General features: G+C 64.9%; 22 protein-coding genes and 1 pseudogene. 13 read left to right on the forward strand and 10 right to left on the reverse strand.

Annotated features, from left to right (window positions below; all coding sequences use genetic code 11):
* The first annotated feature begins 1,070 nt into the window (after positions 1-1,070).
* Positions 1,071-5,426, forward strand: a complete 4,356-nt coding sequence (locus IEY68_RS19175; RefSeq protein WP_189094370.1) for an ATP-binding protein — start codon at positions 1,071-1,073, stop codon at positions 5,424-5,426.
* A 267-nt stretch (positions 5,427-5,693) separates the two neighbouring features.
* On the opposite strand, the gene IEY68_RS19180 is transcribed toward IEY68_RS19175, so the two are convergent.
* Complete coding sequence (locus IEY68_RS19180; RefSeq protein WP_156426060.1) at positions 5,694-6,299, reverse strand: GNAT family N-acetyltransferase; 606 nt, start codon at positions 6,297-6,299, stop codon at positions 5,694-5,696.
* Between the two features lie 34 nt (positions 6,300-6,333).
* Between IEY68_RS19180 and IEY68_RS19185 the strand changes: the two genes are divergently transcribed.
* From IEY68_RS19185 to IEY68_RS19195, 3 genes are all read left to right on the forward strand, one after another.
* Positions 6,334-7,494, forward strand: a complete 1,161-nt coding sequence (locus IEY68_RS19185; protein WP_063916318.1) for a cytochrome P450 family protein — start codon at positions 6,334-6,336, stop codon at positions 7,492-7,494.
* Between the two features lie 89 nt (positions 7,495-7,583).
* Complete coding sequence (locus IEY68_RS19190; RefSeq protein WP_058853725.1) at positions 7,584-8,663, forward strand: GAF domain-containing protein; 1,080 nt, start codon at positions 7,584-7,586, stop codon at positions 8,661-8,663.
* A 90-nt stretch (positions 8,664-8,753) separates the two neighbouring features.
* The gene (locus IEY68_RS19195; RefSeq protein ID WP_058853726.1) at positions 8,754-9,179 is read left to right on the forward strand and encodes a hypothetical protein; all 426 of its coding nucleotides are present in this window, start codon (positions 8,754-8,756) and stop codon (positions 9,177-9,179) included.
* Positions 9,180-9,272: 93 nt separating this feature from the next.
* Here the strand turns inward: IEY68_RS19195 and IEY68_RS19200 are convergent, their stop codons facing one another.
* The gene (locus IEY68_RS19200; protein ID WP_058853727.1) at positions 9,273-9,908 is read right to left on the reverse strand and encodes a hypothetical protein; all 636 of its coding nucleotides are present in this window, start codon (positions 9,906-9,908) and stop codon (positions 9,273-9,275) included.
* Positions 9,909-10,293: 385 nt separating this feature from the next.
* Between IEY68_RS19200 and IEY68_RS19205 the strand changes: the two genes are divergently transcribed.
* From IEY68_RS19205 to IEY68_RS19240, 8 genes are all read left to right on the forward strand, one after another.
* A complete protein-coding gene (locus tag IEY68_RS19205; RefSeq protein WP_156426062.1) occupies positions 10,294-11,448 on the forward strand; it encodes a hypothetical protein in 1,155 nt (384 codons plus the stop codon).
* Positions 11,420-12,178, forward strand: a complete 759-nt coding sequence (locus tag IEY68_RS19210; protein WP_189094371.1) for a DUF8176 domain-containing protein — start codon at positions 11,420-11,422, stop codon at positions 12,176-12,178. The genes IEY68_RS19205 and IEY68_RS19210 overlap by 29 nt, the downstream gene beginning before the upstream one ends.
* A 69-nt stretch (positions 12,179-12,247) precedes the next feature.
* The gene (locus IEY68_RS19215; protein ID WP_058853730.1) at positions 12,248-12,853 is read left to right on the forward strand and encodes a hypothetical protein; all 606 of its coding nucleotides are present in this window, start codon (positions 12,248-12,250) and stop codon (positions 12,851-12,853) included.
* Positions 12,854-13,151: 298 nt separating this feature from the next.
* Positions 13,152-14,021 carry a bacterial transcriptional activator domain-containing protein gene (locus tag IEY68_RS19220; protein ID WP_373292988.1) on the forward strand — a complete coding sequence of 290 codons (870 nt, stop codon included), beginning with the start codon at positions 13,152-13,154 and terminating at the stop codon, positions 14,019-14,021.
* Between the two features lie 985 nt (positions 14,022-15,006).
* Complete coding sequence (locus IEY68_RS19225) at positions 15,007-16,173, forward strand: AAA family ATPase (RefSeq protein ID WP_058853732.1); 1,167 nt, start codon at positions 15,007-15,009, stop codon at positions 16,171-16,173.
* A gap of 45 nt (positions 16,174-16,218) precedes the next feature.
* On the forward strand, positions 16,219-17,919 hold the full coding sequence (locus IEY68_RS36815; protein WP_058853733.1) for a VWA domain-containing protein: 1,701 nt from the start codon (positions 16,219-16,221) through the stop codon (positions 17,917-17,919).
* 131 nt (positions 17,920-18,050) lie between these two features.
* Entirely contained in the window at positions 18,051-18,488 is a 438-nt protein-coding gene (locus IEY68_RS19235; protein WP_058853734.1) for a hypothetical protein, read from the forward strand.
* 83 nt (positions 18,489-18,571) lie between these two features.
* Positions 18,572-19,288, forward strand: coding sequence for a hypothetical protein (locus IEY68_RS19240; RefSeq protein ID WP_058853735.1), 717 nt, complete (start codon positions 18,572-18,574; stop codon positions 19,286-19,288).
* 346 nt (positions 19,289-19,634) lie between these two features.
* On the opposite strand, the gene IEY68_RS19245 is transcribed toward IEY68_RS19240, so the two are convergent.
* The 4 genes from IEY68_RS19245 to IEY68_RS19260 all read right to left on the reverse strand — a co-directional run bounded on the left by IEY68_RS19245 (position 19,635) and on the right by IEY68_RS19260 (position 23,554).
* The gene (locus IEY68_RS19245) at positions 19,635-20,852 is read right to left on the reverse strand and encodes a restriction endonuclease (protein WP_189094373.1); all 1,218 of its coding nucleotides are present in this window, start codon (positions 20,850-20,852) and stop codon (positions 19,635-19,637) included.
* Between the two features lie 49 nt (positions 20,853-20,901).
* Positions 20,902-22,185: a cutinase family protein gene (locus tag IEY68_RS19250; protein WP_058853737.1), complete on the reverse strand. Its 1,284-nt coding sequence runs from the start codon at positions 22,183-22,185 to the stop codon at positions 20,902-20,904.
* Between the two features lie 355 nt (positions 22,186-22,540).
* The gene (locus tag IEY68_RS19255; RefSeq protein ID WP_058853738.1) at positions 22,541-22,843 is read right to left on the reverse strand and encodes a hypothetical protein; all 303 of its coding nucleotides are present in this window, start codon (positions 22,841-22,843) and stop codon (positions 22,541-22,543) included.
* A gap of 69 nt (positions 22,844-22,912) precedes the next feature.
* Positions 22,913-23,554, reverse strand: a complete 642-nt coding sequence (locus tag IEY68_RS19260) for a hypothetical protein (RefSeq protein ID WP_058853739.1) — start codon at positions 23,552-23,554, stop codon at positions 22,913-22,915.
* Between the two features lie 534 nt (positions 23,555-24,088).
* On the opposite strand from IEY68_RS19260, the gene IEY68_RS19265 reads away from it, so the two are divergent.
* Complete coding sequence (locus tag IEY68_RS19265; RefSeq protein WP_058853740.1) at positions 24,089-24,481, forward strand: hypothetical protein; 393 nt, start codon at positions 24,089-24,091, stop codon at positions 24,479-24,481.
* A gap of 191 nt (positions 24,482-24,672) precedes the next feature.
* Here IEY68_RS19265 and IEY68_RS19270 read toward each other — a convergent pair whose 3' ends face one another.
* The 4 genes and pseudogenes from IEY68_RS19270 to IEY68_RS37130 all read right to left on the reverse strand — a co-directional run.
* The gene (locus tag IEY68_RS19270; RefSeq protein ID WP_058853741.1) at positions 24,673-24,906 is read right to left on the reverse strand and encodes a hypothetical protein; all 234 of its coding nucleotides are present in this window, start codon (positions 24,904-24,906) and stop codon (positions 24,673-24,675) included.
* 54 nt (positions 24,907-24,960) lie between these two features.
* Positions 24,961-25,959 (reverse strand): C40 family peptidase, encoded by a 999-nt coding sequence (locus IEY68_RS19275; RefSeq protein ID WP_058853742.1) that lies wholly within the window; start codon positions 25,957-25,959, stop codon positions 24,961-24,963.
* A complete protein-coding gene (locus IEY68_RS19280) occupies positions 25,956-26,858 on the reverse strand; it encodes a replication-relaxation family protein (RefSeq protein ID WP_199804872.1) in 903 nt (300 codons plus the stop codon). The genes IEY68_RS19275 and IEY68_RS19280 overlap by 4 nt, the downstream gene beginning before the upstream one ends.
* Positions 26,759-26,965: pseudogene (locus IEY68_RS37130) on the reverse strand (replication-relaxation family protein); the annotation flags it as partial. The gene IEY68_RS19280 and the pseudogene IEY68_RS37130, both read right to left, overlap by 100 nt.
* Between the last annotated feature and the right edge of the window lie 18 nt (positions 26,966-26,983).

Genomic DNA, 26,983 nt, shown 5'->3' on the forward strand with positions numbered 1-26,983 from the left:
CTTCGCAGTCCCACCAGAAATGCTGGTCAATCAACCCTCTGGACGCATCGAGATGTCAAGGATTTAAAATGTGTTCTCTGGTCCAGGGTTGTCGACGGCCGGCAACTCGACAGGTTCGGTGTCGTTCTGGCAATGGGGCCCGATTCACCGGAATGACCTCCTCGTGTCATCTCGGCGTCTTGCACCTATTACTCCGCGATTCATCCGAAAGTTTGGACAACGACCGTCAGCAAAGAACCTGTGATCCCGATTTGGCGGTTCAACGAACCTGTCTCTCGTCGCCGCAGATGGAACGCTGTGGATCCAACAATCCGTTTTGCCTGCGGTGCTGCATAGCCGTGAAGTCGTTGCAACATCGGGGTGCCCGCCTCAACGCGGAAGGTCGGTGGCTTGACCCCAGCTGGCCCCACCTAGAGAATCACAGTTCAGCGCGACTTTTCACCTGGCGCTGAGTCCCTTTGAGCGATAACTGAGCCATTTGAGGTGCAGTGACAGCGCTGTGCGTGGTTCGAAACCAGCCGGTTCTGTGACTGATGCAATCAGCGTCATCGGATTGGCCCGAGTGGTCTACGCGGGGTGATCGCTCTGCCGATGATCGAGGGTTGACGATGACCACGCTGGCGCCTCGGTTGCAGGGAGATCACTGTCGACTGCGACTCGCTTACGCTTGCCGGTCGCGACCAACGCCTCGTGCTCAACTTGGCGTTGCCGAGTCCCTCGATACAAGTGCCCTGGCCCCGCATTGATCGTGACTCAAGTCCGACCACCGGCGTGGACGCGAAACGGCATCGCTGGCGGTTGCGATGTAGACGATGCGCGGTGACGGTGGGCAGCTTCGGATAGCGTCGGCGTCAGCCAGATTGCAGTCGAGGGCGAGGGGCGGTGGCTATGACTGGCAGTGAGCTGCTGTATCCGTATGACTTGGTCAATCACGAAACTCAGTCGGCGGAGCCGGGTCAGCTGGTCCGCACCAGAGTTCGATCGGAGTTAGGAGAGCGGTGAGCCCGAGGTCCGGTGGTGAAGCAGACAAGATAGGCAATAGCTACGAGGCCGCTTGGATCGTGGCGCGAATGCTTGATGTGCTTCAGGGGCACGCGAGCTGGATAAAAATCGAGCCACTGGGGGATCTCCGCGATGGTGCTGAGTTCGTTATCCGCCGCAACGACGGCGTCGACGAAGCGCACCAGGTGAAACGTCAATTCGGAAATGCGAATGCATGGAACTCCGGAGCATTCGACCAGCTACGTATTTGGGATGCGGCGCTGCAGCACTCGCGCGCACACCGGCAGTTTCACTTCGTATCCACGGTGCCGTTCCGGAAGCTGCAGGAGCTTGCAGACCGGACACGTAGCTCTGATGATCTCGCTTCATTCCTTACCGAAGGACTCCCGAATCCCCTAGAGGAACTGTTCAGCGAGCTTACACACCGCTACCAGGGAGCTAACGACGCCTATTGCGTACTACGCGGGCTCTATGTGCGTGTCATCGACGACAGGGAGTTGCGCCACAACAACGCTGCCCTTGCGGCTCTGTTGCTCGAAGGTGCGCCAGACCTACCCGCACGGGCGTCGTTAGTCGAGCTCATCGAGCGTTGTCTCGGTCGCACAGTGCACGCGTCTGATCTGATCGAGTTCCTCGCTGATTACGGGCTTCGCCGACGGTTGCTGACGAATCTGTTGAGCCTGATCGAGCAGGTACAGGCAGAGACATTGACGTGGTTGCAAAGGGTAGAGCAGCAGCAACTGCAGCCAGTCATTGCTCGCGTCGCAGCGCAGCGAATCAGGGAAACGCTCTGGCCGACGCCGGTGACCTTCCTGGTTGGTGCGGCCGGTGCAGGCAAGACCGCAGTTCTGCATCAGACTGTGGAACTATTTGCCGCCGACGGTCTTGTGACCCTTGTGATCTCGCTGGATCGATACGGCTCACTCGGATCGACTCGCGAATTGGGGCGTCATCTGGGCTTCGAGACGTCCCCGGTTACTGCCCTCGCCGCTGCTCGGCGACCGGCAGTTCTGGTGGTCGATCAGTTGGATGCTGTGAGCATGGTGTCGGGCCGGTTGCCTGAGAACTTCAATGTCGTCGCTGACCTGATCGTCGAGGCGCGTGCTTTCCCAGATCTGCGCGTCGTGTTGGGCTGCCGTCAGTTCGATGTCGACAACGACCACCGAATCCGAACACTGATGAGCCGCCATGACGCATCGGTGGTTTCGGTCGAGCCATTGACCGACCACCAGGTCGATACAGCGATCGCCGCCATGGGAATGGCGGCGGTAGCTCTCACTACTTATCAGCGCGATATCCTTCGTCTGCCTCTGCATCTGTCGTTGCTGGCCACCATCGCACACGAACCCAGGGCGCTGGACTTCACCAACAGCCAATCCCTGTTCGATGCCTACTGGGACTACAAGCGCCGGGCGATACGCAGTCGCGGCGGCGTCCAAGAAGGTGTCGATGCTGCTACTGGCCAGTTGGCGCGCGCAATCAGCAACCGGCAGCAATTGACTGTTCCTATCGCGATGCTTGATATCGACAGTTCGACAACGGATCTGCTTATCTCAGAACAACTGCTGGTACGGGACGGAGCACATATTTGCTTCTTCCACGAGGCACTCTTCGACTATGCGTTTGCGCGGCAGTGGGTACGGCGTGAGGACAGCCTGGTCAGCTTCCTCGCCGCGAGTGAGCAGGAACTCTTCCGCCGCGGACAGGTTCGCCAGATCATGACCCACCTTCGCACTAGTGATCCTGTACGTTTTGTCTCCGAAGTCCGGGCGATGCTGACGAGCACTGAGGTGCGGTTTCACATCAAGGACGTTGCACTCGTTGTACTGGGTGGCATCGATGATCCCAGCAGCGCTGAGCTGCAACTACTTTTCGATGTCCTGGATGCGGTGCCTGAGCTCGATTCGAGCATATGGTCTCGGCTGCGAACCCCGTCGTGGTTCGATCGGTTCGATGCCGATGGTCTGTTATCGTGCTGGCTGGAAGGCAGCGAAGAGCAACGTCGGCGAGCTATTTCGGTCATGACGGGTGTGGGGCCCGCGCAAGAGAACCGAATGACGGACTTGTTGATGGGTCGCCGGGACGACCCGGACTTCCCAGGGTGGGTACGGCACCTTGCGCGATGCTTGACTTTCCAGTCGAGCCATAAGTCGATCGAGGTACTCGTCGATTGCGTTCGCGCCGGCGGCTACGACCCCGACGCAGACCAACTCTGGTTCCGAATGCTAGACGTAGCCGTGACTCGGCCGGACTGGGTGGTCGAAGTCCTCGCCGCGTACTTCCTCCGGCCGCCTGCTCTTGAGCCTGGCGAATCGGGGAAAATCGCCATCCTGACGCAGCGATACACCTTCCTAGAGCAGGTGGTTACCACGGTGGCGACTACAGCGCCTGCCTCATTTTGCACATCGCTTCTGCCGTACCTTCTGCAGGTGATGGCCGCCACCGAGTATCGCGACCAGGGCGATCGGCCCCTCGACGACGCACATTTCTCATGCCGAATCCCCGGGGCGGAGCATCGCGACGACGCCGCTGAGGTGCTGTTTGCTGCTATGGGTACGGCAATTCGAGCCATGGCTGCCAATGAGTTAGCAACGCTGCGGCCCATCATGGAACTGCTCGCGGAAGATCGGCACGACGCTGCACAGTGGTTGCTATATCAAGGGTTTCTCGGCGATGGCGTTGTTTTCGCCGACTGGGCCTTTGCAGTGATGATGCAGGGTGCGTGGCGGTTCATGTGCGGCTATGTCTCCAATAGCGTGTGGGTAGCACGCGAAGTCCTTCAATCGATTTGCCCGCACCTCACGCACGAACAGCATCAACGTCTCGAAACCGTCATCCGCGACCTTCGATTCGAGTGGGAGAACCGCGGCCCCGGCTGGTACGCATTCAATCTGCTTTCCGGCATGTGCGAGGAGCGGCTGACCGAGACTGGCCGACGACGGCTGGGCGAGTTCCGCCGAAGGTTCCAGATCAATCAACCACCAGAGCCGGAAGGGATCGTCGTCTTTAGCGTAAAGGCACCGATTCCTGCCGAGCGCGCTCGTCGTATGAGCGACGACAACTGGCTACAGGCGATGGATGTTCATGACGGCGAGCGCGAAACTGCGAGCCAGACCGGTGGTGCACGAGAACAAGCGCGTGTGCTTGAAGAGTTGACGAAGGATGAGCCACGCCGTTTCGCGCAGTTGGCCTTGCGACTAACACCGACGGTCGCCGCCGATTATTCCAACGCGATCCTGCTCGGATTGGGTGCTGCATCGATAGTCGATTGGCCCGACACGGTGTTCGAGGTAGTGCGTCACATTGCGTCAATGAACAATGCAGACAACGACCTCTTCTTCGGGTTCGCGCTGCACCCTTATGCTGCGGCCGTACCCCTCGACATCGTCGAAACCCTGAGAGACCGGATGGTGAATGCCACCGATCCGGGAAACGACGGAATTCAGGCATGGCAGCGGGAAGAGGTCGGTGGCCAGCATGCCGACATCCTGACCTCGGGGATCAACACAGCACGTGGCAGTCTGGCGCGGACGTTGGCCGGGCTGCTGGCGCCAGATGCAGATGGTGAGCGGACCACTCTCGTTGTCCCCGTGCTGAACAGGATGGCCGAGGACCCTTCGGTGTCAGTGCGCGCCACTGCGGCTCTTCTCGTAGGTGCATCGATGCGCCACGCTCCTGCGGCCGCCCGAGCCGCATTCACTCGGCTGATCGACACCGACGACCGACTACTCGCCACCCCACCGGTCCGACAACTCCTGATCTACCTCGGCAACGATGACCCAGCAACCGCGATGCCGGTGGTAGAGCGGATGCTGGCCTCTACGCACCCAAGTGTCCGAGAGGAGGGAGGTCGACTTGCTACCTTTGCCGCACTCGAATGGCGGCGAACCGAGGCGCTCGCAGTGGCACAGGCCCTGGGCGCAGAGGTTCGGCAGGGAATCGCACAAGTTGCAGCGCACCGGTTGACGACCACGAGCGAAACCGCTGCTGCGGTAGCTATTTTGAATAGGCTTTTCCATGACCCCGCGCCTATGGTGAGACAGTCGGCCGCCGATGTGGCAGCTGTGCTCCGCGGTCAGGCACTATTACCGTTCACGCCAGTACTGCGAGAATTTATTTCCTCACCCGCCTTCGTCGAAGGAATCAGCCAGTTACTCATCACCCTGGAAAATGCGCCCGACAAGATCGACGACCTCGTTCTACGCAGCGTCCGCCAGTTCATCACGACTGCAGGCACCGATGTTGGTGACATCTCCACCCACGCAGCGGCCGAATCACAGCATGTGGGCCGGTTGATCATTCGAGGTCTCACGCAGACCGATAACCCCGACCACCGTTCGGCTTTGCTCGATGCCATCGACGAGCTGATCCGCCTGGGGTCTTTCGGCATCAACGATATGGTCAACGCCCTGGAAAGAGGCTGAGCTGCAGGTGAGTAGTTCGGCGGTTGACGGTCCGCCGTAGGTGACATGTCCGAACCCGGGCTGTTCCTGGAGTCTGCTCATCACCCCTCGCATCGACCCTGTGCGCCGGGCCGGGGCTTCGTTCAACCGCTTCCCATTCAGCGTTCCGAAGCTGAGAACAAGTGTTGCGATCTTCGATGGACGTGCCGTTCGCTTCAATACTTCGTCGGATCCCGGGTCCGCAGCCACCGCGCTATCGTTCCTGTTGGTCAAATCAACCTGCGCAGGTTACATATTGACCCTCATCGCCCACATCGGAGGTCTTTCGCCTGCCGGCAATGCGAAAGACTCGGCGACTTCGAATCCGAACCGAGCGTAATACGGGATGTTTCTTTCCCGCGTGCAGACCAGATACGCCGGGGGAGGGGAAGGAGACGTCACGCGGTCGGTGATCAGGCGTGCCGCGTAGCCTTGTCCTCGGACGCTCTGAGTGGATCCGATATTCGCCAGGTACCAGTGCCCAGGGGCGCGGGGGTGATGCTCGTCGAGGGTGCGGCGGACTCTGATTGCGGTCAGGGCGCGGGTTCGTAGGGCGGGTAGTAGGTCGGGAAGGGCGCGGACTGTGGTCATGGTGCTGTGGTCCCACTGTCCAGGTGGATCCCAGACGGCAACGGCCGCGATCTTCCCGTCGCCGTCGCTGGCAACATCGACTCCGCCGTGAGGAACGTGGAAGTACCGTAGCGACGCGGCGAAGTACACGGGTAGCGCACGGCGGCGCTGCTTCTGGTCGGGCCAGATGGTAGCCATCAGCGGGTCGCTGTCGAAGGCTTCGGCGAGAACAGCGGCGGCTTCTGGGATGTCGGTGGTGGTGGCGACACGGGTGGTGATCGGCACGGCGGGTCCTTCCGGTGGTTGGCACACTAGGGGTATGGACTTGGGGCGGTGCCCGTTCACGGCGGGGATTCATGCGGTCGATGCTCTTCATGAGGATCTCAGGACTCGCGGATCGGGGGTGCATCAGGCGGAGCTACCCGACGGTTCGCCGGTGTGGGTGGTCACCGGGTGGCAGGCGGTAACTAGTCTATTGGCCGATCCGCGGATGTCCGCGTCGAAGTCGGATTCGACCACGGGGTTCACGGGACAAAATCTTCCTGCAGCGTTGGATCAGAATCTGCTCAATATCGATGGTGAGCAGCATCGGCGGGTGCGGAAGCTGGCGGCGGAGGCCTTCGCGCCCGCTCATCACGCCCGGCACGAGCAGGTCGTGGTGGGCGCTGTCGCGGAGTTAGTTGATGCGCTGCCGGCGGTGGGGGAGATTGATGCGATGGGTGGGTTGTGCGAGCCGTTGCCCCCGCGGGTGATCGGCACACTGCTGGGTCTGCCTGACGAACAGTTGGGCGAGTTCCGTTCTGCGGCTCGGCCGATGTTTCTGATCGACACCTCCAGCGGAGGCGAGGCTGTTCAGGGCGCGATGTCGGCGATGCTGATGTTGGTGGCGGGGGTGATAGAGGACAAGCGGCGGGAGCCGGGTGATGACCTGATCTCCGACTGGCTCACGGCCCGGGACGGTCAGGATCGGCTCAGTGAGGAGGAGCTGATGAGTCTTGCATTCGCGGTGATAATCGGTGGGTTCGAGAACGTCACATCGTTGACCTCAGCGGTTCTGGATGAGCTGGTCCGCAACCACGGTGAGCGGGCCCGGCGACTGCTGGGTGTGCCGCCGGAGTTCGCGGGTTTGGTGCGAGAGGTGATGGGGGTGGTGGCGCCGGTGAATTATGCGTTGCGGCGGTTCCCGCTGGCCGATGTCGAGGTCAACAAAGTGTGCATTCCGCGGGGTCACACAGTGTTTCTGTCGTTGCGGTCGGCGCATCTCGATCCCGCTCGCCGTGAGGGCAGGGACCTGGTGTTCGGGCATGGCCGGCACTTCTGTATCGGTGCGGCGTTGGCCGAGATGCAGGCTGTCCATGTTGCGCGCGCTGTGCTGGAGAAGTATCCGCGGCTGGAGCCGGTCAAGCTGCGGGAACAGTACCGGTTGCGGCCATCGTGGCTGACGTACGCCTTCGCCGAACTCCCGCTACGAGCCGGTTGATCAGCAGAAGCTGGACACCATTCCAGGTACTCTGAGATCGTTAGGGAAGGCTGGACCACGGGATAGCTACTACCTCGGGGACTGACGTGATGCCGAAGCACGGATGGACGCTGGTCGAAACCCTGGAGCCGGACCGGCTCAGCGTGGTCGCGCGCGACCATCATGCCCGGGATCGGACCTCGTTCGAACGAGCCGTGCAGGACCATATCGGTGCCGGGAAAGCCCCGGCACGAGAAGCTACCCACTGGCTGGAGAACTTGATCGCCGACATGCGTCGGCGCCGGGAAACGGTTATTGCGCAGCGCGTTCTCCGCAACGGCCACGTGGTGGGGGTCCGGGCAGTGCCGGTACTCGCTCCCGACGACTCCCTGCACGGTGTGTATCTGTGGCTGGGCTCCGAGGATGTGACGCCGGTGTATCCGCCGGTGCCGGCCTTCGCATTTACGTGGGACTCGCGTCAACGGCTTGCGGAGATTCCTGCCTCGTTGTCTGTCGAGACATCGCGGTCACGCCTGACAGCGCCGGAGGTCTTCCGGTTCATGGATCCGGTGGACGGGCTCTCTCTGATCCGGGCGTTGTTGTCGTCGCAGCCTGGGCAAAGCTGGGCCGGCGCGGTGACCGTGACGGTTGGTGAGCACATACGGCCGGGGCATCTGGTCATGATTGCCGCCACGCCACCACAGGTGTGGCGGGGGCTGCTGTTCCAAACTTCGGCGACCCCGGCCGAAATGAGTCTGGAGGCTGCGGCGCTGGCTGCGATACCGCGTGTGTCGCAGGTGCACATGGTGTTGGTCGATATCGCCAAGATGCGGTTGATCCGGTGGATCACCGACCCACTACCCGAGGTGCAGTGGAAAGGGCAGGTCGATCAGCGTGACACCCCGCACCCCGCGGATGTGAGGCGGGTGTTCACCGCGGCTGCCGATGTATTCACCGGTAAGTCCGACTCTGCTGCGGTGCAGGGTGTTCGGCTACGGCGCCGGGGCGGCGGGTGGGTGGTGGTCGATGGCACCGGCGCTATCGTCACGACTCCGAGCGGTGGTCCTGCCCTCGCAGTGCTGCAACTACGCGTGGTGGGCTATTCCGACGAACCGGACCCGGTCGAACCCACCGATGACGGTCACCCGGGGCTCGATGACCCCGACTACCCGGATCCCCTCCCGGCCTGACGGTCCTTGACGAGCACCTACCCGTGCCAATGGCGTTTTGCTACTATTGGCGCATTCTTGTTCCCGGTACCAGTCTCTGACGGACGCCGGATGACCGCTCGAATCTGTGTGTTCGAGCGCGTTCTCATCCAGGCGATCGGGGAGGTACCGATGAACGACACGCCGACCGGAGTACGTGGACACTCTGGGGCCCGCGTGCCCGTCAGTGTGGAGATCAACCGGCTGTTCGCCGCGTTCCATATGCGAGGCTGCGACGAGGAAAGCAATGCCGCGGCTGCGGCAGCTGTCAGCCGCATACTAGGTCGGCCGGTCCTGGACCGCGATATAGCAGCCCTGCGTACGACTCGACCTGGGCAGGCCGCCGATCCGGAAGTCCTTGCTGCGTTGTTCGAACACTTCTGCCTACCGGTAACGCAATTTACTTGCCACTCGAGGTCGCACGATCGGATCATCGAGCATGCCCTGCACCTGATGGCGTCGGTTCGGGATCTCGGCCCTGACGTCTATGCCCTGTGACACTCCGTCGCCGCAGGCCTGATCGAGATCGGCTTGCGCGCGGTAACCCGAGTGCAGAGATGTCGGTATTGGCCGGGCTCCGTGCGCGATTCGTCAGTGCTTCTCGTGGTTTCGTGCCCGGTAGCGCTGTTCGAATGTGTGCTGTATAGCCTCGTCGAGGTTTTCGGCGCGGTCTATGAGCCAGCGTCGGTAGAGCTTCTCGGTGGCGTCGGGGTCGTCGGGGGAGACCGGTGCAGCGAGTATCTCCCCGAAGGCGATCTCGATGAGTGGATGTACTGCCGAGCCACGGTTGGCTTCGAGGATGCTGGTGACGAACGGGCCGATGATCGCACTGATCGCTTCGTCGAGTTGTCCGATCGCGTTCGGCAGCTCCGAGATCGGTGCGGTGTGTAGCGACCGCTGTGCGTCCAGTAGCGGGAGGAGTTGCTCGAGACTCAGGTCGACGCTCGGTGCTCCGGGCTCGAGGGTCTGAGGTTTGGTGTCGGCCGGCACGGGTGGGCGGCGTTGGTAGTAGGCAGCGCGTGCCGAGCCGGGGGCCCAGCCGAGCCCGGTATCGAACTTCTGGAACGTGCTGGGCCGCACGCGGGCCGACAGCTCGCCACGCTCGGCGCGTCCCTGAGCCGGTATGGCGGGGCCGCCGCGGTCGTGGACCTCGGACATCGTGAGGTTGCCCAGTTGCTTACGCCTCTCACGCACCACCTGGGCGAAGAACTCATCGTGCGCTCCCATGCCACAGAACTGTACTCGGAAAGTACGCAAAATTTGCCGTAATTGGCCCGTTGGGGAGATTTATTCAAGATTTATTCTTGAAAAGTAAAGAGAAAGTTCTTAGCGTGGGTGGTGTATCTCACGCGACTAGGTAGGTGGGAGTAGTGGCCGCCCTGGTCGTATCCGAAGCCGGAAGCGAGGGAAGAGTGCCATGACCAGTTCTGTGGACAAGAGTTCTGATGCCGGAGTGGTCGGTGCCGCGGTAGCGGCAGCGTCGCGGGCTGCCGGGGGTGGCCGGTGTGCGGCCGTGGGGATCTGGGTTGTCTGGATGCGGGGGCCACGGGTGGTGAGATGCGAGTCGGTGCCCCGACTCGACTATGCGGTCCCGGCGAATCGTCCGAGTGGGGTGGACACGGTGGTGGTTATTGCTGTGGCGCCGTCGCGGTTGTCCGATCCTGTCATCGGCCGAGCCCGGGTGATTGTGGACTACCTGGAGGGACAAGGGCTCGAGGTTGGTGCAGCGCACGCGTGCACCCTGCACCAGGGGGCGTTGTGGACCGCGCTGTCCGGGCCTGCAGTCGGTGGCATTGTCGATCCAGGATCATCGGTGTTGGCGCCGGTTCGGCGGCATCGGTGGCTGCCCGGTTTCGGAACCTGTGCCCACCCGAGGCTGGTCTCCGTTGCGCTCGCACCGCTGGCTGCCGTCGTACTCGCTGCCCCGGCTGCACACGCTGCTCCTACAGGTCAGCCTGGTGTCATCTCCGAACCCGGGCCGGGGCAGGCAGGCATTACAACCCCCACGGCACCGGAAACACCGGGCCCAACCGACACAGGTAGCCCCGGTTACGCCGATCGTGTTGAGGACATGGTTGTGCCGGCGCCGGAGCAGACTCCGGAACCGATCTTGCCTGCCCCGCAGCCGATTTCCGAGTCGCAATCTGCGCCGCAGCTGGCTCCTGAGCATCACCGTGCGCCCGAAACTCAGGTCGACCCAGAGATCGTGCCGGAGCCGCAGGTGCTGACGCAGCCCGACACGGTGAGCGAACCTCAGGTGGATTCGGCGCCGCAGGCGGATCAGGCGGCGGCTCCGGTGATCGCGGCAGAATCCGAATCTGTCGAGGTCGCCCCGCAGTCAGTGGTCTACGACGGTGGCCAGGGTGCAGGCGACGCACCGTTGCCGACGTCGGCGGGCGAGGCCGCGGTGGGTGAGGATCGGTTGCGTTTCGGTGGGGTGAGCGTGCCGCAGCCGGAATGGATGACCTCGGAAGCTGCGCAGTGGGAGCGGGACTGGAACACCGTCGTAGTCCTCGAAGCCTCGGATGCCTTTGCACAGGCGGGAGTTCCCGACCCGGTCGCGGACGCGGTGCTCGGAGTCGATACCGAGCTGGTGCCGTTGCCCGAGGCCCTGGAACCGGTGGTGGCGGTGATCCCCGAGCCGATCGTCCACGAAGTCGAGGCGGTGGGCGGCGCGCCGGTCGCCGAGCTGGCCGCAGTGGTTGAACCCGCGGCGGCGCAGGTGGTCAACGAGGTCCTTGTTCACTGGCCGCCTGTGCTCGGCTGACCGGAGGGGTGCATCGACGATGAGAAAAGAATCGGACGAAGACCGACAGATCGTTCTCGACGAGCCGACTTCCACAGGCATGGTTGATTGGCTCGTCTCGGCCAGCACGCCGAACTCGGCTGACGATGGGCGGTGGCTGACCCCGCCGCGCCGTGCCTGTACACCCGGTCACTTACGCGCCGTTCTCGGCGGCGCGGTGGTGGCAGCGTTCACTGCCAGCGCGATGGTAGTGACCACGGTCGTCGCCGGGACCGACCACGCCGAGACCCCGATCGATCCGCCGATCCGCATTACCGATGCACCCCCATCGTGGCCGGCCGACGGCCGCGACCGATCACCGATAGTTACCGGAAGCAGCACCGACTGCGGGCCCGGCACTGTAGAAGCCGAGACCACGCTGGCCGGCGCGCGCCCGCTGAGAGCCATGAGCGGCGCGTGGGCGATCGCGGTGTTCGAGGCCGCCTACTACCACGCTCGTGACGCCGTTATGGCCCGCGACGTCGTCGCGACCGAGGCCGCAGTCTCTGATGCCACCACCATCCAAGCCGGCATTGATTCGGCGCCGCCGGTCACGGGCTATTGCGTACGGATCCGTCCGTTGACACCGGGCCTGTACGCAGTCGAGATCACCGAAACCCGGCCGGACACGCCGCCGACCGTGTGGCGGCAACGGATCTCCACCACCCGCCTCGACGGGAACTCGGTGATCACCGCGATCACCTCCGAGTAGCCCGAACGCTCACGTATCACCCATCCGAACCATTACTCGTGATGGTTCCCGATCCGCTCCAGTGAAGGGGTGGCGACCGTGCTGATCGCACTCACCGGACTGACTTCTCGCACCGGGGTGACCACCACTGCGGTCGCCCTCGCCGACTCGTGGCCGGGCCCACAACCCGCACTAGTAGTGGAGGCCGACCCTGCCGGCGGCAGCCTCGCCCACCTCACCGGTGCCGATCCACACCGCGGCCTGGCCAGCCTCTCCGCGGCCACCACCGCATCACCGGGCTCCCGAGTCGGCGGACATATCTGGGACCACGTGCAGGTGGTGGGGCGGGTGCCGTTCCTCGCCGCACCCGAACACCCCGCGGCAGTATCGGCGACGCTGTCGGCTCCAGTCACCGCCACGCCTCATTCATCGGGACCCAGGCTGGCCGACCTGGCGGTGATCGCCGACTGTGGTGTCCTTGACCCGGTATCACCCGCAGCACCGATTATCGTCGGCGCCGACGTCGCTCTGGTGATCGTCCGAGGCGACCTCACCGACCCCGCCTCCATCGGCCGGCAAGTCCGCGAGCTCACCGTGGGCTGTCGACGGTGCGCGGTCCTGATGGTCGGCTCACCCGACGCCAGCGAGTTGACCGAGCGCCTGGGAGTCCCGCGGTACTCGGTTGGCTCCCGATGAACCACCACGGCGCGGCAGCGCTGCTGAGCGGAGAGCCGTCCGGCCACCGCGGCCGCGACAACTTCACCTCCGCCGCCCGCGGGGTCGCCTCGGCGCTACACACACAACTGCGCCCCCCTCCACCGTCGGCGTCGAAACCCGCCCCAGCCTTCACGCCCTCGCGGTTCCCGGCTCGATTCCGGCGCCGCTCTCCCGGAGCCGCCTCCGGGTCGGGCGGTCCTCGCGTGTATCGACTGCACCCGCCCCCGGGCTATCGAAACCCCGTCGAAGAGCCACCCGACCCCGCGTCGGGTCTCGAATGCGACAGTCTGGAGGTCACCGCCACCGATCGCTCGACTGTCAAGCCCGCGACCACGGTGCAGAGGGACACTGCTGTTGCCCTGTCGACGACCGACGCCGGCCAGGGTGGGCCGCCGGTGTCGGTCGAGGTGTTCGGGCCTATGCGGGTGCGCTGGCACAGCGGCACCGGCACGGTCGATATCACCGCACGCCTGACACCCCGTGGGCGCGAGCTACTGGCCTTGCTGGTCTTGCGCCCGGAGGGGATGACTCGCGAGGCCCTGGTCGCCGACCTGTGGGGCGAGCAGTCTCCGCGCCGACCGGCCAACGTCGTCAACACCGCCCTCGCCAGACTCACCGCCGCGCTCGGTGCCGCCACCGATCACGCAGTGTCCCGGATCGTGACCGGCGACCCACTGCGCTATCTGCTCGATCCGGAGGTCTTCACTACCGACTTCCAACGCTTCGCGGCCGGTGTACTGCAACGCCGTCACGCCCGCACCGACACCGACCGCTACGCCGCCTGCCATCACATCGTCGACACCGCTGCCCGGGAGTCCTCGCAACAGATCTGCCCGCGGCATGGGCGGCACCCATTCGGGAAGCGGCCCGCCGCGACACGATCACCGCAGTCGGAGCATTGGCCGCCGCTGCCGTCGAGCACGATCCACGCCGCGCTCTGGACCTACTCGAAACAGCTCTCGATCACGACCCGCTCAACGAACTGCTGTGGCGCGACATCCTGCGCCTGCACGCTCGCCTCGGCGAGCACACAGCCATCGAACGCACCATGAGCCTCCTGACGCAAAAACTCTCCGATATCGGAGAACAACCCACGCCGCAAACCCGGGAACTCGCCGAAACTCTCCGGCGAAAATATCCACATTGAACCCGTTTGGCATATGCCACCACATCAATGTGTACCGCATCCAGAATACCTCTCGACGCGTCGGTCGAGAGGTATTCCTTCTATTCGTCCGAGTAGATTTGTACCCGAGCCACGCCTGTGAGTCGAGAAAGCATTGCCCTGAGGCGAGTGCGAAAGAGGTTGCTATGGTCCGGCGCCGGTGAGTGGACCAGAAATTCCGACACTGGAAGGCTCTTCGATATATGCGTACAATTTCTGGTATTCCAGCGTGAATGTCTATCTAATTGAATAGATGGCGATCGTTGCGGCTGTGTAGATATACGTGCCGTGGAAATGTGGATTCGTGGTATATCCGCTTTGAAATTGTGCGAGCTGGATCGGTGGGCAGGTAATTCTATTGCGCGTCGCTGCGTCGCGGCGGTGGTGAGCCGGTGGCCAGGTCTCGTGCGGTACGGCGGCATTAGGTGGGTCAATCGGGGGGTCAATCCGTGGGTCAGTCGGGGGGTTGATCAAGCTGACCCTCTCTGGCGTGGCAAAGTGCCAGGTAGGGGTCAATTTTCTTGGCTTTCGGCTCCACCGGATTACCCCCGTAGGGGCGGTGAGAACACATTGGCGCGGGTCGCGCTGCGGAACTCCGTCGGCGGAATCCGGCTGCTTTACCGATGCCTGCTCCCTTCTTTCGTGTGTGGTCGGGTGATTATCGCTCGAATTGAAATGGCCTTTGAATAGGCTTGGTCCGGCCGGCTTCCTCCTGTGCAGTTACCTGACGAGCGGGCCGGGATCATTTCATTCTTGCCTTGCTCTGCAATTGTTGCCCTGACCGGCGGAATTTCGTCGAAAATAGTGTGGAATGGTATTGAATTTCCGAGACGAGTCGAGATAGTGCCGACCGGCACCCCGGGGAAACCGAAAAATCATTCGATCCGAAATCGCCACCGCGCCACCGCTGTGTCAGGATCCGCCGTAGGCGGCGCACCACGCAATCGCAGGGCAAGGAGAAAAAGAGATGACAATCCCCACCGGACCCACCCACCGGCTCGGTAACGGAGAACTTCGTCGCATGGTCGCGAAAGCCCTGGTTGACAATCCCGGCGCCGAATACACGCCCCGCGAAATCGCGAAACTCACCGGCCATTCATCCGGCGCGATCGGTAACGCGATGAAAACCCTGACCGCCACCGGACAGGCCGAACAGACCAACAGCAAACCCCTGCGATACCGCGCCAACACCCACACCGGCGCGGCAGCGGCCGGGGCACCCGCCACCGCCCCGACACCGACCGCCAGCACCCCGGCCGCGCCCGCTGCGAAACCCGCCACCCGCCGGGCACGGAAGACGCCGACCGCACCGGCCCACAGCACGGCGCCCGCACGGTCCGGGACGGTGGTCACGCGCCCGAACGGGCAGCAGTACCACCTGCGGACCCTGGCCGGGCGCGCGGATGTGGACGTGTTGCGCACGATGCGGGACCACGAGGTCCCGGTCCTGTTGTACGGGCCGCCCGGCACCGGCAAAACGTCGCTGATCGAGGCCGCCTACGGCGATTTATTGACCGTGCAGGGGGACAGTGACACCACGGTCGCGGACTTCGTGGGCGAGTACACCCAGAACCCCGATGGCACCTTCGCGTTCGTACACGGGCCGCTGGTCCGGGCGATGCGCGAGGGTCGGGTGCTGTTCATCGACGACGCCACCCTGATCCCACCCACGGTGCTGGCGTGTGCGTACCCGGCCATGGACGGGCGCCGCGAGATCGTGATCAAAGCCCACAGCGGCGAAATCGTGACCGCCGCGCCGGGGTTCTTTGTGGTGGCCGGGCACAACCCCGGGGTACACGGGGCGATCCTGTCCGATGCGCTGGCGAGCCGGTTCGCGTTCCAGGTGCAGGTGGGTTCGGACTACGACCTCGCCGGTCAGTTGGGGGTCGATTCGAAAGCGGTGCGGGTCGCCCGCAACCTGGCTTCCCGACACGGAAAGGGCGAGATCGGGTGGGCGCCGCAACTGCGTGAACTGCTGGCGTTCCAGAAGATCGCGGCCGCCACTGACATACCCACCGCTGCGGCGAACCTGATCGGCGCCGCCCCCGAAGACGACCGCCCCATCGTCGCCGACGTGGTGCGCGCCGTATTCGGCGCCCGCCTCGAACCGCTGGCCCTCGGTACCCGCATCTGACCCTGCCCGCACCCACCGAAACCGCACCGGAAGGAACCGCCCGCGATGACCGGACACCTGATCTCCGACCCCACCACCACACCCACCCCACCACCGACGGCCGACGGGTGGGATGCCCTGTCGGCCGCCCTGACCGAGGAGGCCCCGCCGATCGCCGATCGTGACGACCTCGTCGTCACGATCGCGCCCGGCGCGGCGCACGGGCATCCGGCGGTGTTCATGCCCCACCGCGCGGCAATCGAACTCGATGGCACCGGCCTCGGTATAGACCCCGCCACCGCCCGCCCGGACCGCAACAGTGACCGCACCCGCTATGCCGCCACGTGGGGTGCGTTCGTGCACGAATGCGCCCACGCCCAGCATTCACGGTGGGAGCCCCCGGCGGTGGCGAACCCGGCCGTGGTCGAGGCGGCCATGCTGTTGGAGGAATCCCGGATCGAGGCCGCACAGATACGGCGCCGCCCCGACGACCGGCACTGGTTGCGCGCCAGCGCGACCGAGATCGTGATCGGCGATAACGGCGGTAGCGATGCTGCCGCACAGATTCCACCGACCCCCTACGCCGCCGCCCACACTGCGGCCCTGCTGCTGGGCAGGGTGGACGGTGGCATCCTCGAACCCCCGGAATGCGCGCCCGCCGCCACGGTCATCGAAACCATTCTCGGCACCGACACCCTCGAGAAACTGCGGGCGATCTGGCAGCACGCGCACACGGTCGACGACCACGACGGCACCACCATGCTCGCGCTCGGGCAGCGGTGGCTCGACCTCATCGGACCCGACCCCCATGCCGAACCGGACCCGGACTCGCCGCTGTCGGCCGCGATCGGCGCCACGGTCGCCAACGTGGCCAATGCTGTGAGCGCGCAGCCGGTTCCGGTCGATCCCGCCGAGGCCGCCGCCATCGCAGAGGAAAAAGCGGAACTCGCCGCCCGGCGCGCGGCGGCGCAGGCGCGCAAGGTGTTCGGCAATGGCACCGGGTCCTGCGCCTCGGCCAGCACTCGAACCACCCGCGCACCCCGCCCTGACGAACACGCCGCTGCCCGGGTGCTGGCGCGGGCACTGAACAATGCGTCGCGGCGTGAACGCGCCACCGTCACCACCACCTCCGCGCTGCCCCCGGGGCGGTTGCGGATGCGCGGCGCGCTGGCACGGGAAGCCCAACGCGCGGCCGGGGCGATCCCGACAGCCGAACCGTTCACCCGCACCACCCGCAAAACCGTGCCGGTGCCACCGTTGCGGATTGGGTTGGCCTGCGACGTGTCCGGGTCCATGGACAAATTCGCGGCCCCGGTGGCCTCGGCCGCGTGGATGATCGCCCGCGCTGCCGAGCTGGCCACGATGCCCGCCGCGACCGCCACGGTCACCTTCGGCGCCTCGGTGAAACCGATCACCTACCCCGGCACCACCCCGGCCCGGGTCACCCGATTCTCCTGCCCCGACTACCTCCACGCCATCGACGACGCGATCGAAGCCCTCACCGGTGCCCTCGACCTGTCCCGGCCGGAAAACACACGCCTGCTGGTGATCATCTCCGACGGCTATTACGACGGACCCCGACGCGACCGCGCCCAGAAACTCCTCGATCGGCTGCGTGCCGCCGGATGTGCCGTGTTGTGGCTGGCGCCGGACACCAACGACCCACCCGACCCCCTGACCGGCTGCACCGTCCACCCGGTCACCGATCCCGCCGCCACCGCCCACGCCATCGGTCGAGCCGCCACCACCGCAGTCCGGACCGCCTGACCTATCACCCACCCCGGGACGCGCACCCACCGCGCCCGGGGCGGGTGGGAGCGGGACAAGCCGACCGAAATCCGAAGGGGTGGAACGGAACCCACCCGACACCGCACCGACGGCAAGACAGGAGCCAGACGATGACCAGCGACACCACACCCACCCAGCCCGAACCCGACAACCCGGCAGAACGCTGCGGCAGCCCAGCCGGACAGTTCGATGAGTGCCAGATCGGGGTCGGGGACGAGGTGACCGAGGTGGAGGAACTGATCCAACTCCACTACCGGGCCACCGTCGCCGGGCTCCACGCCCTCGGCTCGCCTCCCCAATCGGACACCACGGCACCGGGTCCCGATAAATTGCTCACCTGGTTCCGGAACCTGCAACACCGTATCCGCGACGAGATCGACACATACGCCGCGCGCGCGGACGGCACCGAGGACCCGGGTAGTTGCGCCGATCACCATGACCGGCTCGAAGCGCTCTACGCCGAGGCCGCCGACACCATGGCCACCCTCGACAACCAACTCTGCACCGGCGCCCCCCTGCCCACCGCCTGGAACACCGCACCCCGGTAACGCCACCACCGACCGCACACCGCAACGGGCCCCGGACCGAACCGGGCACACCGCCCGCCGACACCACCCGAGGAGACCAGGACATGAACCGCAAGAACCAGACCAGCACCAGAGCGCGCACCGCCGCTGTCGTCCCGATCCGCCGCGAACCCGATACGGTCGAGGAGGCGCGCACCCGGCTGGCCGTCGCGTTCGACTTCCCGCTCGGACCGGTGCGCGAAAAGCGCATCACCGACGCCGTGCTCGCGCTCATCACCCTCGAAATCCGCCGCCGCAACCCCGCGATCACCACAGTGCTGTTCGACTGGGCCCCCTACGGTGGACTCGGTGTCGCCGGATTCCGCAGCCACGACGGCAACGCCGTCCACGACCACGAACTCGACCTCGATATCACCCACTACGCCAGCGACATCCGCGCTGCCGACAACCCGGCCCTGACTCGGACACTCCAACCGCCCGGGCTGTTTCGCCTCGACATGCCACTCGCCACCGGGCCCACGAACACAGCCCGCCCCATCGCGCTCGCCCCCATCTATGAAGTGAAGAACTCGGTCACTGGCGACCAACTCATCGTCTACGGTCGCGCTTCCGGCCACAGCGAAGGCAGTTACCTCGTCGCCCACGTAACCGGCACCGGCACTGTGATCGCCGCCCCACGAATCCAGTTGATACATCCCGAAGACCTCGTTGCCCACACGACCGACGCTGTCGATCTAATGCGCCACGGTCAGGCCGGGCACGCGACCGTCGTGCGGGCCAACCACACCACCGGCGCACTACGCAACCAATTGCCTACGTAGTCGATAAGTCCGAAGACTCCAGGAACGGGCCGCCAGTGGGTGCTGGCGGCCCGTTCCTGGGTCTGGCCGGTCTGTTGCCGACTGATTCTGGATCGCCCGGGTTGTCGTCCGCTACATCCTCAGGACCGGGTCGAGTGCGCGGTCCCCCTGTACCCCGTCGATGATGTAGTAGCCGACAGTCGGCTTCGGCGCCGTGAGGTCGCCGAGTTCCTGACCAGCCACTGAAGTTGACGTTCTGGCCAGTTGCTGTGGTTGTGGCAGACCGGTACCACGCAATATTTCGGGCGGGGCACTTTCTGTCAGGCGGGTGTGCTGAGGTGTGACTGCAACGGTCGTGTGAGCTGCTCTAGCCGCTGTAACCACCTGGGCCCAAATGCTCATTCAAAAGGTGGACGAGCCTTTCACCGTCAATGTAGTCGACCCGGTCGTTGTCTTCGGCGAGGGCATGAACGCCTCGAGTACATCGGCCGGTGGTGACTAGTACGCCGCCGTTCGCGCGTTCGTGCGAGACCGCGCCGAGGAGAGCTCGTGCTTCTTTGACACCAACGACTGGCCTTCGGTATCGCTTGCATTCGATGAGGAGTTTCTGCTTTCCACCACGGTGGGTCGTGCGTGCGATGAGGTCACGACCGCCGTCGCTACGCGGTGGTGTCACGGTGACGTCGAAACCCATCGCGCTGTACAAATGGGCAACCAGATACTCGAACTCACGCGGTTCGATACTGTTCAACGCCTCACGCCATGGGGCCGTGCTGTTGCTGATGTAGTACGCCTTGATGATGTCGATCGCGTCGGCGAGCCCATCTTTTCGTCCTTGGGGAAGCGTGTCCTGGTGAGTCCGGAGGTAGGAGTCCACCACCAGGGCGGCGCGTCCGGGTGCATCGGGTAGCAGATCGATCACCCAACGCACTCCAGGATGTGCATCTGCGTTCGAGAACGCCGCCCGCGGTAGCCTGCGGAAGTACTCGGAGGTTTCTTCCAGCTCCAAGATCCTTCCGCTATCGAGCGCCGAATCGAACGTTTCGGCGTCGAATCCGAACGTGCGAGCCTCGAACAGCAGGACTCGCAACAGTGCACGAACCTGATGCTCGGGCCGTTTGGTGACCGATGCCAGATACTCGTCGAGTAGCCGACGTGTGGGGAACGACCACGCCTGCACTTGAACATTTGGTAGCTCTGGATCCGGGTCTTCCGTCGCCGTCGCTGCAATGAGCCACTCCTCGAGCCGCCCGTCCCAGTAGATACCGAACTGGATACCTCTTGTAGCGGCATCCTGGGCTTCGTTCCGGTGTATCCGAGGCCTGTGCCCGAAGTCGTGCTCTAGTGATCGCAACCCACGCCGAACCGGCCAATCGTTGACCGGAGTCGGGGCAGTTCCCTCGAGCACGTGCTGAAAAGCCTCATCATCGCCGCAATCGGAGCAGATTGACGGATAGTTGCGGCTGCTGGTGTCGCGAACACGGGACAGCGCGGGATACTGCCTTGTCGCGCATCCGCAGCGAGGGCACTTCCAGGATCGCCCCGCCTCGCATAACGCGTAGATATCGCCTTCCGAGATTGCCACGACGTGCAATCCTGCCGTACAGCACCGACATTGCCGAGTTCGTCATCCTTCATTTGCTGTGGTCGATGCGGCTGGCGAGCCAGTCTGCGACATTGCGGACGCCCAGGTCGTAGCCGGTTTGGTGTACACCCGAGGTGTAGAACTCGGCGGCGTCGCCGCCCTGACGGACGAGGTCGGCCATATCCGACAACGCAGAACTCGTGGCGGGATCGGTGTGTGCGGTCAGGTCGGCGGCGAGACCGGTGAGCTGGCCGGCGCCGTCCCCGACGAGTGCGGCGGCCGCGGTGGCCGTGAGGTCGGTGGCCACCGGGGCGAGGCCGGTCAGCTCGAGGCCGGCGCCGACGGGATCGCCGACGGCGAGTTTGTCCGCTGCGCGCCAGGCGATGTCCTGCGCGAGGCCGATGTTGATGGCGATCCGGCCGATATCGACCCGGGCCACGAGATCGACCACCTGCGCAGCGACCGCGGTCCAGCCGCTCGGGTCGGCTGCGGCGGCCAGCGACAGAGCGCGCGCGACCAGGCGCAGATCGACCTCATCCGCGACCTGCACCAACGGGTTGAACAAGTTGTTCAGCTCGCCGCTGATTCGGTGCGCGCTGGGGATATCACCGGCCAGCACGGCCTGCGGGAGTCGCACGATGTTGTCGCCGATCGCGGGAAGATTCGCCGCAAACTCGGCCAACCCGCCGAGCACGAGGACGACCTGCCGGGTCACCGAGGACGGATCCAGCATCCCCGTCGAACTCGCAGCTGTGGGATCGTCGAGAAGAGAGGGGTTTCCGGTGAACGCGCGGCCGAGCGTAGTGAGCGCGGGCGATGTTTCGGGGGATGTGGCGCAGTACAGGTCGCCGGCCGCGCAGACGGTGCGGACTCGGTCGGTGAGGCTACCGAAGTCTTCACGCGGGCCCGCGATACCCTGCCCGGCGACCGGTGCCCCGAGTTGCGGTGTGCTCGGGTCGCGGTTCGGATCGGATAACAACCCGGCGGCGATGACCTGCGCCTCCGGGATCGGTCCCCGTTTCTGCCCGATCCCGGCGAGTACGTCGCCCACGACGTCCGCGCCCTGTGAATACCCGGCCAACACGACCCGCGTGCTCGGGCACAACCCTGCCAGGGCCCCGAACAGTGCTTGCACGCCATCGGATTCCGACTGCTGGTACGGGGCGGGCGCGGCGGTATATGGCAGCGACCGCACATCAATATCGGCACCGTAGCGGGTGCGAAGGTGGTCACCGATCGGTGCCAGTGTCCCCACGGCAGCGGCCGGATCCGCCCCGGGGGTGGTTTCCCCGGTACCGGGCACCAGTACCGCCGTCCACCGTGGACAGTTCACACTATTGGCGGGTTCCGCGCTGGCTGCCCCGGTAGCGACGGCCGTGACGGTGCTCGCTGCGATGGCTACAGCGGCGGCTGCCGCTATAGCACGTGCGGCGCGCTGTGGTGGCGAGGTGTGGTCGCGGTGCGTACGGCATGTACGGGTCTGCCGCGAGGTGAATCGGTGGTGGTTGAGCATGTGGGGCTCCCTGAAGGCGTCGAGTTCGGCCGGGCGGGGAGGGTTGTCTCGCCGCATCGGGAACTCCGCCTTTTCGGCCTTCTTTTGGACACGGCCGTTCAGAAAGCCCACTGATCGAGAAGGACGTGCCGCCCATCGCGTCGGCGATGGGCGCCACGTCCGTGATGCGCGTCGTTCAGGTGCGCGCTGGTCCGCGTCCGGCGGCGGTGTGGGCGGGCTGTGTGCGCGGTGGCTGCCACGCCGGGTAGGCGCGGGCCATCATGGCGGCCGCGGCCTGTTGGGCGGTGTCGTAGGTGCGGTCGGTGCTGGCGGGTAGTCCGGTGTGTTTGTCTACCCACTGCCACTGGTGGCCGTCGGTGTGCAGCGCGCCGAGGCAGATGCTGGTGCCGTCCTCGTATTCGGCGAACACGCGGTGCACAAGTCGGCACAGCGGTAGTGGTTCGGTCCGCAGCCGGTGGGCGGGTGTCGTGATGTTCATGTCGTGTGGATCCTTCTGAATCGATTCGCAGACCGTCGGTCCAAGCGCGAACAGGGACGGGTGGGACGTCTACTGTGGGTCGGGGGTGAGGGCGAATTTCTTGGGGCGGTCGCAGGTCTGTTCCGCGATACCGGTTTTGGCGAGTTTGACCAGCGCGTTGTGGACGGCGCCGGACGAGCGCCCGCCGAGTGCATTGGCGATCTGATGCGGGGTGAATTCCTCCCCGGGGTTGTCGCGCAGGTGGTCCTCGACCAATCCCCGTAACGCACCGGAGGCGAGCTTGTCCGGGTTCGGCGACTCCTCGCTGTTCTGCCCGGCAGGCGCCGGACCGGTAGCGGGTTCAGTTTCGGTGGCCTGTTCGAGCGAGATTGCGAATTCGGAATCGCTGGTGTCGCCGGTATCCGGTAGCGGGTTGATGTCGTGGTGGGTGGGGGAGTCGCCGGTGTCCACTGCGTGAGAGACAGTTTCGGTGCTTTCACCGGGCTCGGTGGTGGCAATGCTCCAGCGGGCGGCGGCGCGCGTGTTGGTGTTGTCGGTATGGCGGGTGACGCTGCCGTCGCTGGCCCACTGGTTGAGGATTTTGCGGGCCTTCGACTGGCTGATGTCGGCGGCGGTGGCCAGGTCGGCGGCGGTCGTGGGTTCGGTGTTGATGACGGCCCACAGGGCATCTTCGGCGGTTGTGCGGGCAGGATCTGTGGTGAGTGTGGACATGACCTTCCTCCTGGGAAGCTTTGGTGGGTGGTGTGTTTCGTCATGTCCCGGCCGGGACGGAACCCCGAGAATTCGGATTCATAGGGTTCCGGTCTCCATGGACGCTCCGTATGCGCGAATTGTCAAGCGGAACGCGAAGAGAATCGTCGCATAGGGCTGACGCACGTCATGAATCGGTGATTGCCAGTACCGCAATTGTTTCCGCTTCGAATGTGGCTTGACAACTCGCCGCGTATCGAGCGTTCATAGATCCGGAAACCCTGGAATCCGGTATTCCCACCGGAGTTCGTTGACCGTCACAGCCGGGACATGACACTCATTCCCCTATCGATATCCGGAGATAAGTCGTGTCCACTGATACTGAGAATTTCGACAACGACTCGGCTGTTCTGTCTGGGAACAGCCGTGGTCAAGGCCGGTGTAGGTGAGCGAGCTCGGTCTGGCTCTGCCGCCCGCCATCTGCCCCGGTCGGGCCACAGGGTGCGGAACCGGCCGCACCACCAGATCGATCTATCGACGACATGGAGACCTCTCATGGATAACATCGTTCTCACTGCCCGCCTGGACGAGTCCTACGCGATCATCGGTACGGGCGAATATGTCCGCCGAATGCGGAAAGTCCTTTTTAAGGTGGTTTCTGTCGATGACTGCGACCACGGGGACGGCCGAATTTGCACGGAGTGTGCGCCGTCGTGGCAGCTGGACTATGAATTCGACGAACCGTTCCCTTTCGAACGTGTTCGCCGGGTGACCGTCTGCGATCTGATCGACGCCGGAAAAATACGCGTGGGAGATACAGTGGCGAGTCCGGACAGTGATGTGACGGTGTTGATCACCGCGTGCGGTGGATTGATGTTGCCTGATGGCCGGGTTTTCGCCAATCCGTCGGCCGCCGCCAACGCTGCCCGCGTTCACTCCGCCGACTAGCACCCAGGATCCCGTAACCCGCGGACTCGCCAAGTGCGAGGCCGCGGGTTACGCGTGTCGCAGCCCATCCGGCACCGACCCTGCCGCCGTGGTCGCGTTTCGGCATGGTCTGCTCTTTGGACTTTTGGAGCGCTGCCGGGGCTGTGTGGTTCGTGGGTGCTGGAAGCGGCACTCCAGGCTCTCGTTTGTTGTCAAGGTCCAGTGTTGTCGGGGTGGTCGTGATCCCAAGGGAGGGGTTCGGCGAACAGGTGCTCCGGTTTCCACAGGTGTGCGCAGTCGGGGCAGATGCTGTCCTGGTGGTCGCAGTCGTCCGGGTCGGTGACGAGAGGGATTTCGACTTCGTCGAGGTGGTGGACGAGTTCGGTGCCGCCGGGAGGGATGTGGGCGAAGTCCACCAGTGCGCTGACGGTGTTCGGTGCAGTCATAGGGATCGGTCTCCTGTCCGGAACGAATGGCTCGGCCCACCCGTCGCGGGTCCGTTACTGCTGGGGCGCCGGTTCCGGAGCGGGTTCGGCGGGGCGAGTGGCGGCGTAGTAGTCGTCGCCGGTCCATCGGTGATCCGAGATCTGGACAGGCTCGCCGAAGGTCGGGGCGTGGAGCATTTTTCCGGCGCCGAGGTAGAGGCTGACGTGGTGGACGTCGGCGGTGGTGCCGTAGAAGAGCAGATCGCCGGGTTGGAGTTGGTCTTCGGGGATGCGGGGGCCGGTGTGGACTTGGTCGTAGGTGGTGCGAGGGATGGTGATGTCGGCTTCGGCGTAGGCGGCTCGGGTGAGGCCGGAGCAGTCCCACCCGCCGGATTGCTCGGGTCCGTTGCCGCCCCACACATACGGCAGCCCGAGTTGTTGACAGGCGAACGAGATCACGGTCGCCGCTGTGGCGCTTGCTGCCCGGATATCGGCGCAGTCTCCGCTGCCGGGAGGTGGGGTGGTGGCGTGGGTGGAGTAGCGGTGGGCTTGGGCGAGGACGTCGCGGACGTACCAGTCGGCGTGGTTGTAGGCGAAGATTGCGGCATACAGGTCGCCGGGGGCGCCGGAATCGCAGAGATAGTGGGCGGCTGTGTGGATGGCGTCGTGGGGGTTGTACCGCGATGGAGGGCTCGCCCCGCCCGGTGGTAGCCGGTGGCGGGCGACGACGGAGTCGAAGGTCGGGGCGAGGAACTGCATCGGGCCGGCGGCTCCGGCGAAGTTCTCCCCAGTGGCCACGCCGGGTAGCGGGGAGCGGCCATGGTCTGTTTCGACCTTGCCGATGGCGGCGAGGATCGACCAGTCCGGGCCGGGACAGGACTCAGCGCCTTGCTGGTAGCGCACCAGCATCTCGGGCGGTATATCGGTGAGGGCTTCGGTACTCGGCCCTGTAGCAGCTCCCGGGGCAGGGACCGGGGTGTAGTCGTAGACAGCGACGGTGGCGACAACCGCGGCGATGACGATCGAGCAGAACACCACCGCCGCAGCACCGGCACAGAGTGCTTTGGTCATCATGACGGCTCTCCCTCGCCGTTGGGCGGTTGGGGTGCAGGGGCAGGTAGGGCCGCAGGCCCGCTGGCTGCGGGTGGGACCGGCTCGTCGGTGGGCACTGGTGGAGGGGCGAGATGCGGCCACGCGGCGGTAAGTTGGTGTAGCGCCACCCGGCCGGTACTGGGTTCGTCGAGGGGCAGCCACACGCGATCGGCGGGGCTCGGATGCGCGAAGGCAGGGTCGAGGCGGTCGGCGGCGGCGGTTGCAACCGGCACCGCGGTCGGGTCGGGCAGTGTGCGCCAGATGTCGAGCAGGGCTTGGCGGGCGCTGATTTCGCGGCGGCTGGTGGGTACCCAGAGCAAGACAGGCGTGATAATGCCGGTGGAACGGGCGAGCTCGGCGTAGCCGGCGAGCTTGTTCGCGACAGTGGACAGGGTGATCGAGCCCAGGTCGTATTCGAGGAAGAAATCCAACACTGTGCCGGTGTGGGTATAGCGGCCGTAGGCATCCGGGCGTGCCAGATCGCCCCAGAGTTGGCGGCAGCGGGTTTCCGACCACCACGTCAGCACCTGCCCTGACCCTGGTGTGGTGGTGAGGGCGGTGAACCACTCGTTGATGCCGACGGTGTGGGCCAGAAGCAGGCTGTGTGCGATGCCCATGGCGTGTTCGTGGCGGTAGTGCAGGTCGCGGACTGCGATCCCGGCTTCGGCGGCCACCACGGCGGCGCCCGCTGGGGCGAGGACCCAGTGCATCGGGGCGCTGCCTCGGGTGCGTAGGGGCCGGAACCGGTCGAGGACGCCGTAGCGGTACAGCGGTACAGCGGTAGGAGGCGGCGCCGTGCCTTGGTGTAGGTGGGGAATGCCAAGTCGGCGAGTTGGCGGGTGGTCAGGACTCGGTGTTCGTGCAGCATCCGCAGGATCCACCGGTCCCGGGCGGTGAGCCGCACCACCAGCTCGGCGTGGTCGGTGGCCGTCACCCGGGCGCGCCGGGGAGCGCGCAGGTCGGATTGGCGGAGCGGGCGACTGATCATGTGAACCAACCTCCGAGA

The organism is Nocardia jinanensis, from assembly GCF_014645735.1.
GTDB classification, from domain to species: domain Bacteria; phylum Actinomycetota; class Actinomycetes; order Mycobacteriales; family Mycobacteriaceae; genus Nocardia; species Nocardia jinanensis.

Excerpts from the sequence above, each read along its gene's own strand:
- IEY68_RS19175 (WP_189094370.1), top strand. The coding sequence starts at position 1,071 with ATGCTTGATGTGCTTCAGGGGCACGCGAGCTGGATAAAAATCGAGCCA.
- IEY68_RS19185 (WP_063916318.1), top strand. The coding sequence starts at position 6,334 with ATGGACTTGGGGCGGTGCCCGTTCACGGCGGGGATTCATGCGGTCGAT.
- IEY68_RS19190 (WP_058853725.1), top strand. The coding sequence starts at position 7,584 with ATGCCGAAGCACGGATGGACGCTGGTCGAAACCCTGGAGCCGGACCGG.
- IEY68_RS19195 (WP_058853726.1), top strand. The coding sequence starts at position 8,754 with ATGACCGCTCGAATCTGTGTGTTCGAGCGCGTTCTCATCCAGGCGATC.
- IEY68_RS19200 (WP_058853727.1), bottom strand. The coding sequence starts at position 9,908 with ATGGGAGCGCACGATGAGTTCTTCGCCCAGGTGGTGCGTGAGAGGCGT.
- IEY68_RS19220 (WP_373292988.1), top strand. The coding sequence starts at position 13,152 with ATGCGACAGTCTGGAGGTCACCGCCACCGATCGCTCGACTGTCAAGCC.
- IEY68_RS19225 (WP_058853732.1), top strand. The coding sequence starts at position 15,007 with ATGACAATCCCCACCGGACCCACCCACCGGCTCGGTAACGGAGAACTT.
- IEY68_RS36815 (WP_058853733.1), top strand. The coding sequence starts at position 16,219 with ATGACCGGACACCTGATCTCCGACCCCACCACCACACCCACCCCACCA.
- IEY68_RS19235 (WP_058853734.1), top strand. The coding sequence starts at position 18,051 with ATGACCAGCGACACCACACCCACCCAGCCCGAACCCGACAACCCGGCA.
- IEY68_RS19240 (WP_058853735.1), top strand. The coding sequence starts at position 18,572 with ATGAACCGCAAGAACCAGACCAGCACCAGAGCGCGCACCGCCGCTGTC.
- IEY68_RS19255 (WP_058853738.1), bottom strand. The coding sequence starts at position 22,843 with ATGAACATCACGACACCCGCCCACCGGCTGCGGACCGAACCACTACCG.
- IEY68_RS19260 (WP_058853739.1), bottom strand. The coding sequence starts at position 23,554 with ATGTCCACACTCACCACAGATCCTGCCCGCACAACCGCCGAAGATGCC.
- IEY68_RS19265 (WP_058853740.1), top strand. The coding sequence starts at position 24,089 with ATGGATAACATCGTTCTCACTGCCCGCCTGGACGAGTCCTACGCGATC.
- IEY68_RS19270 (WP_058853741.1), bottom strand. The coding sequence starts at position 24,906 with ATGACTGCACCGAACACCGTCAGCGCACTGGTGGACTTCGCCCACATC.
- IEY68_RS19275 (WP_058853742.1), bottom strand. The coding sequence starts at position 25,959 with ATGATGACCAAAGCACTCTGTGCCGGTGCTGCGGCGGTGGTGTTCTGC.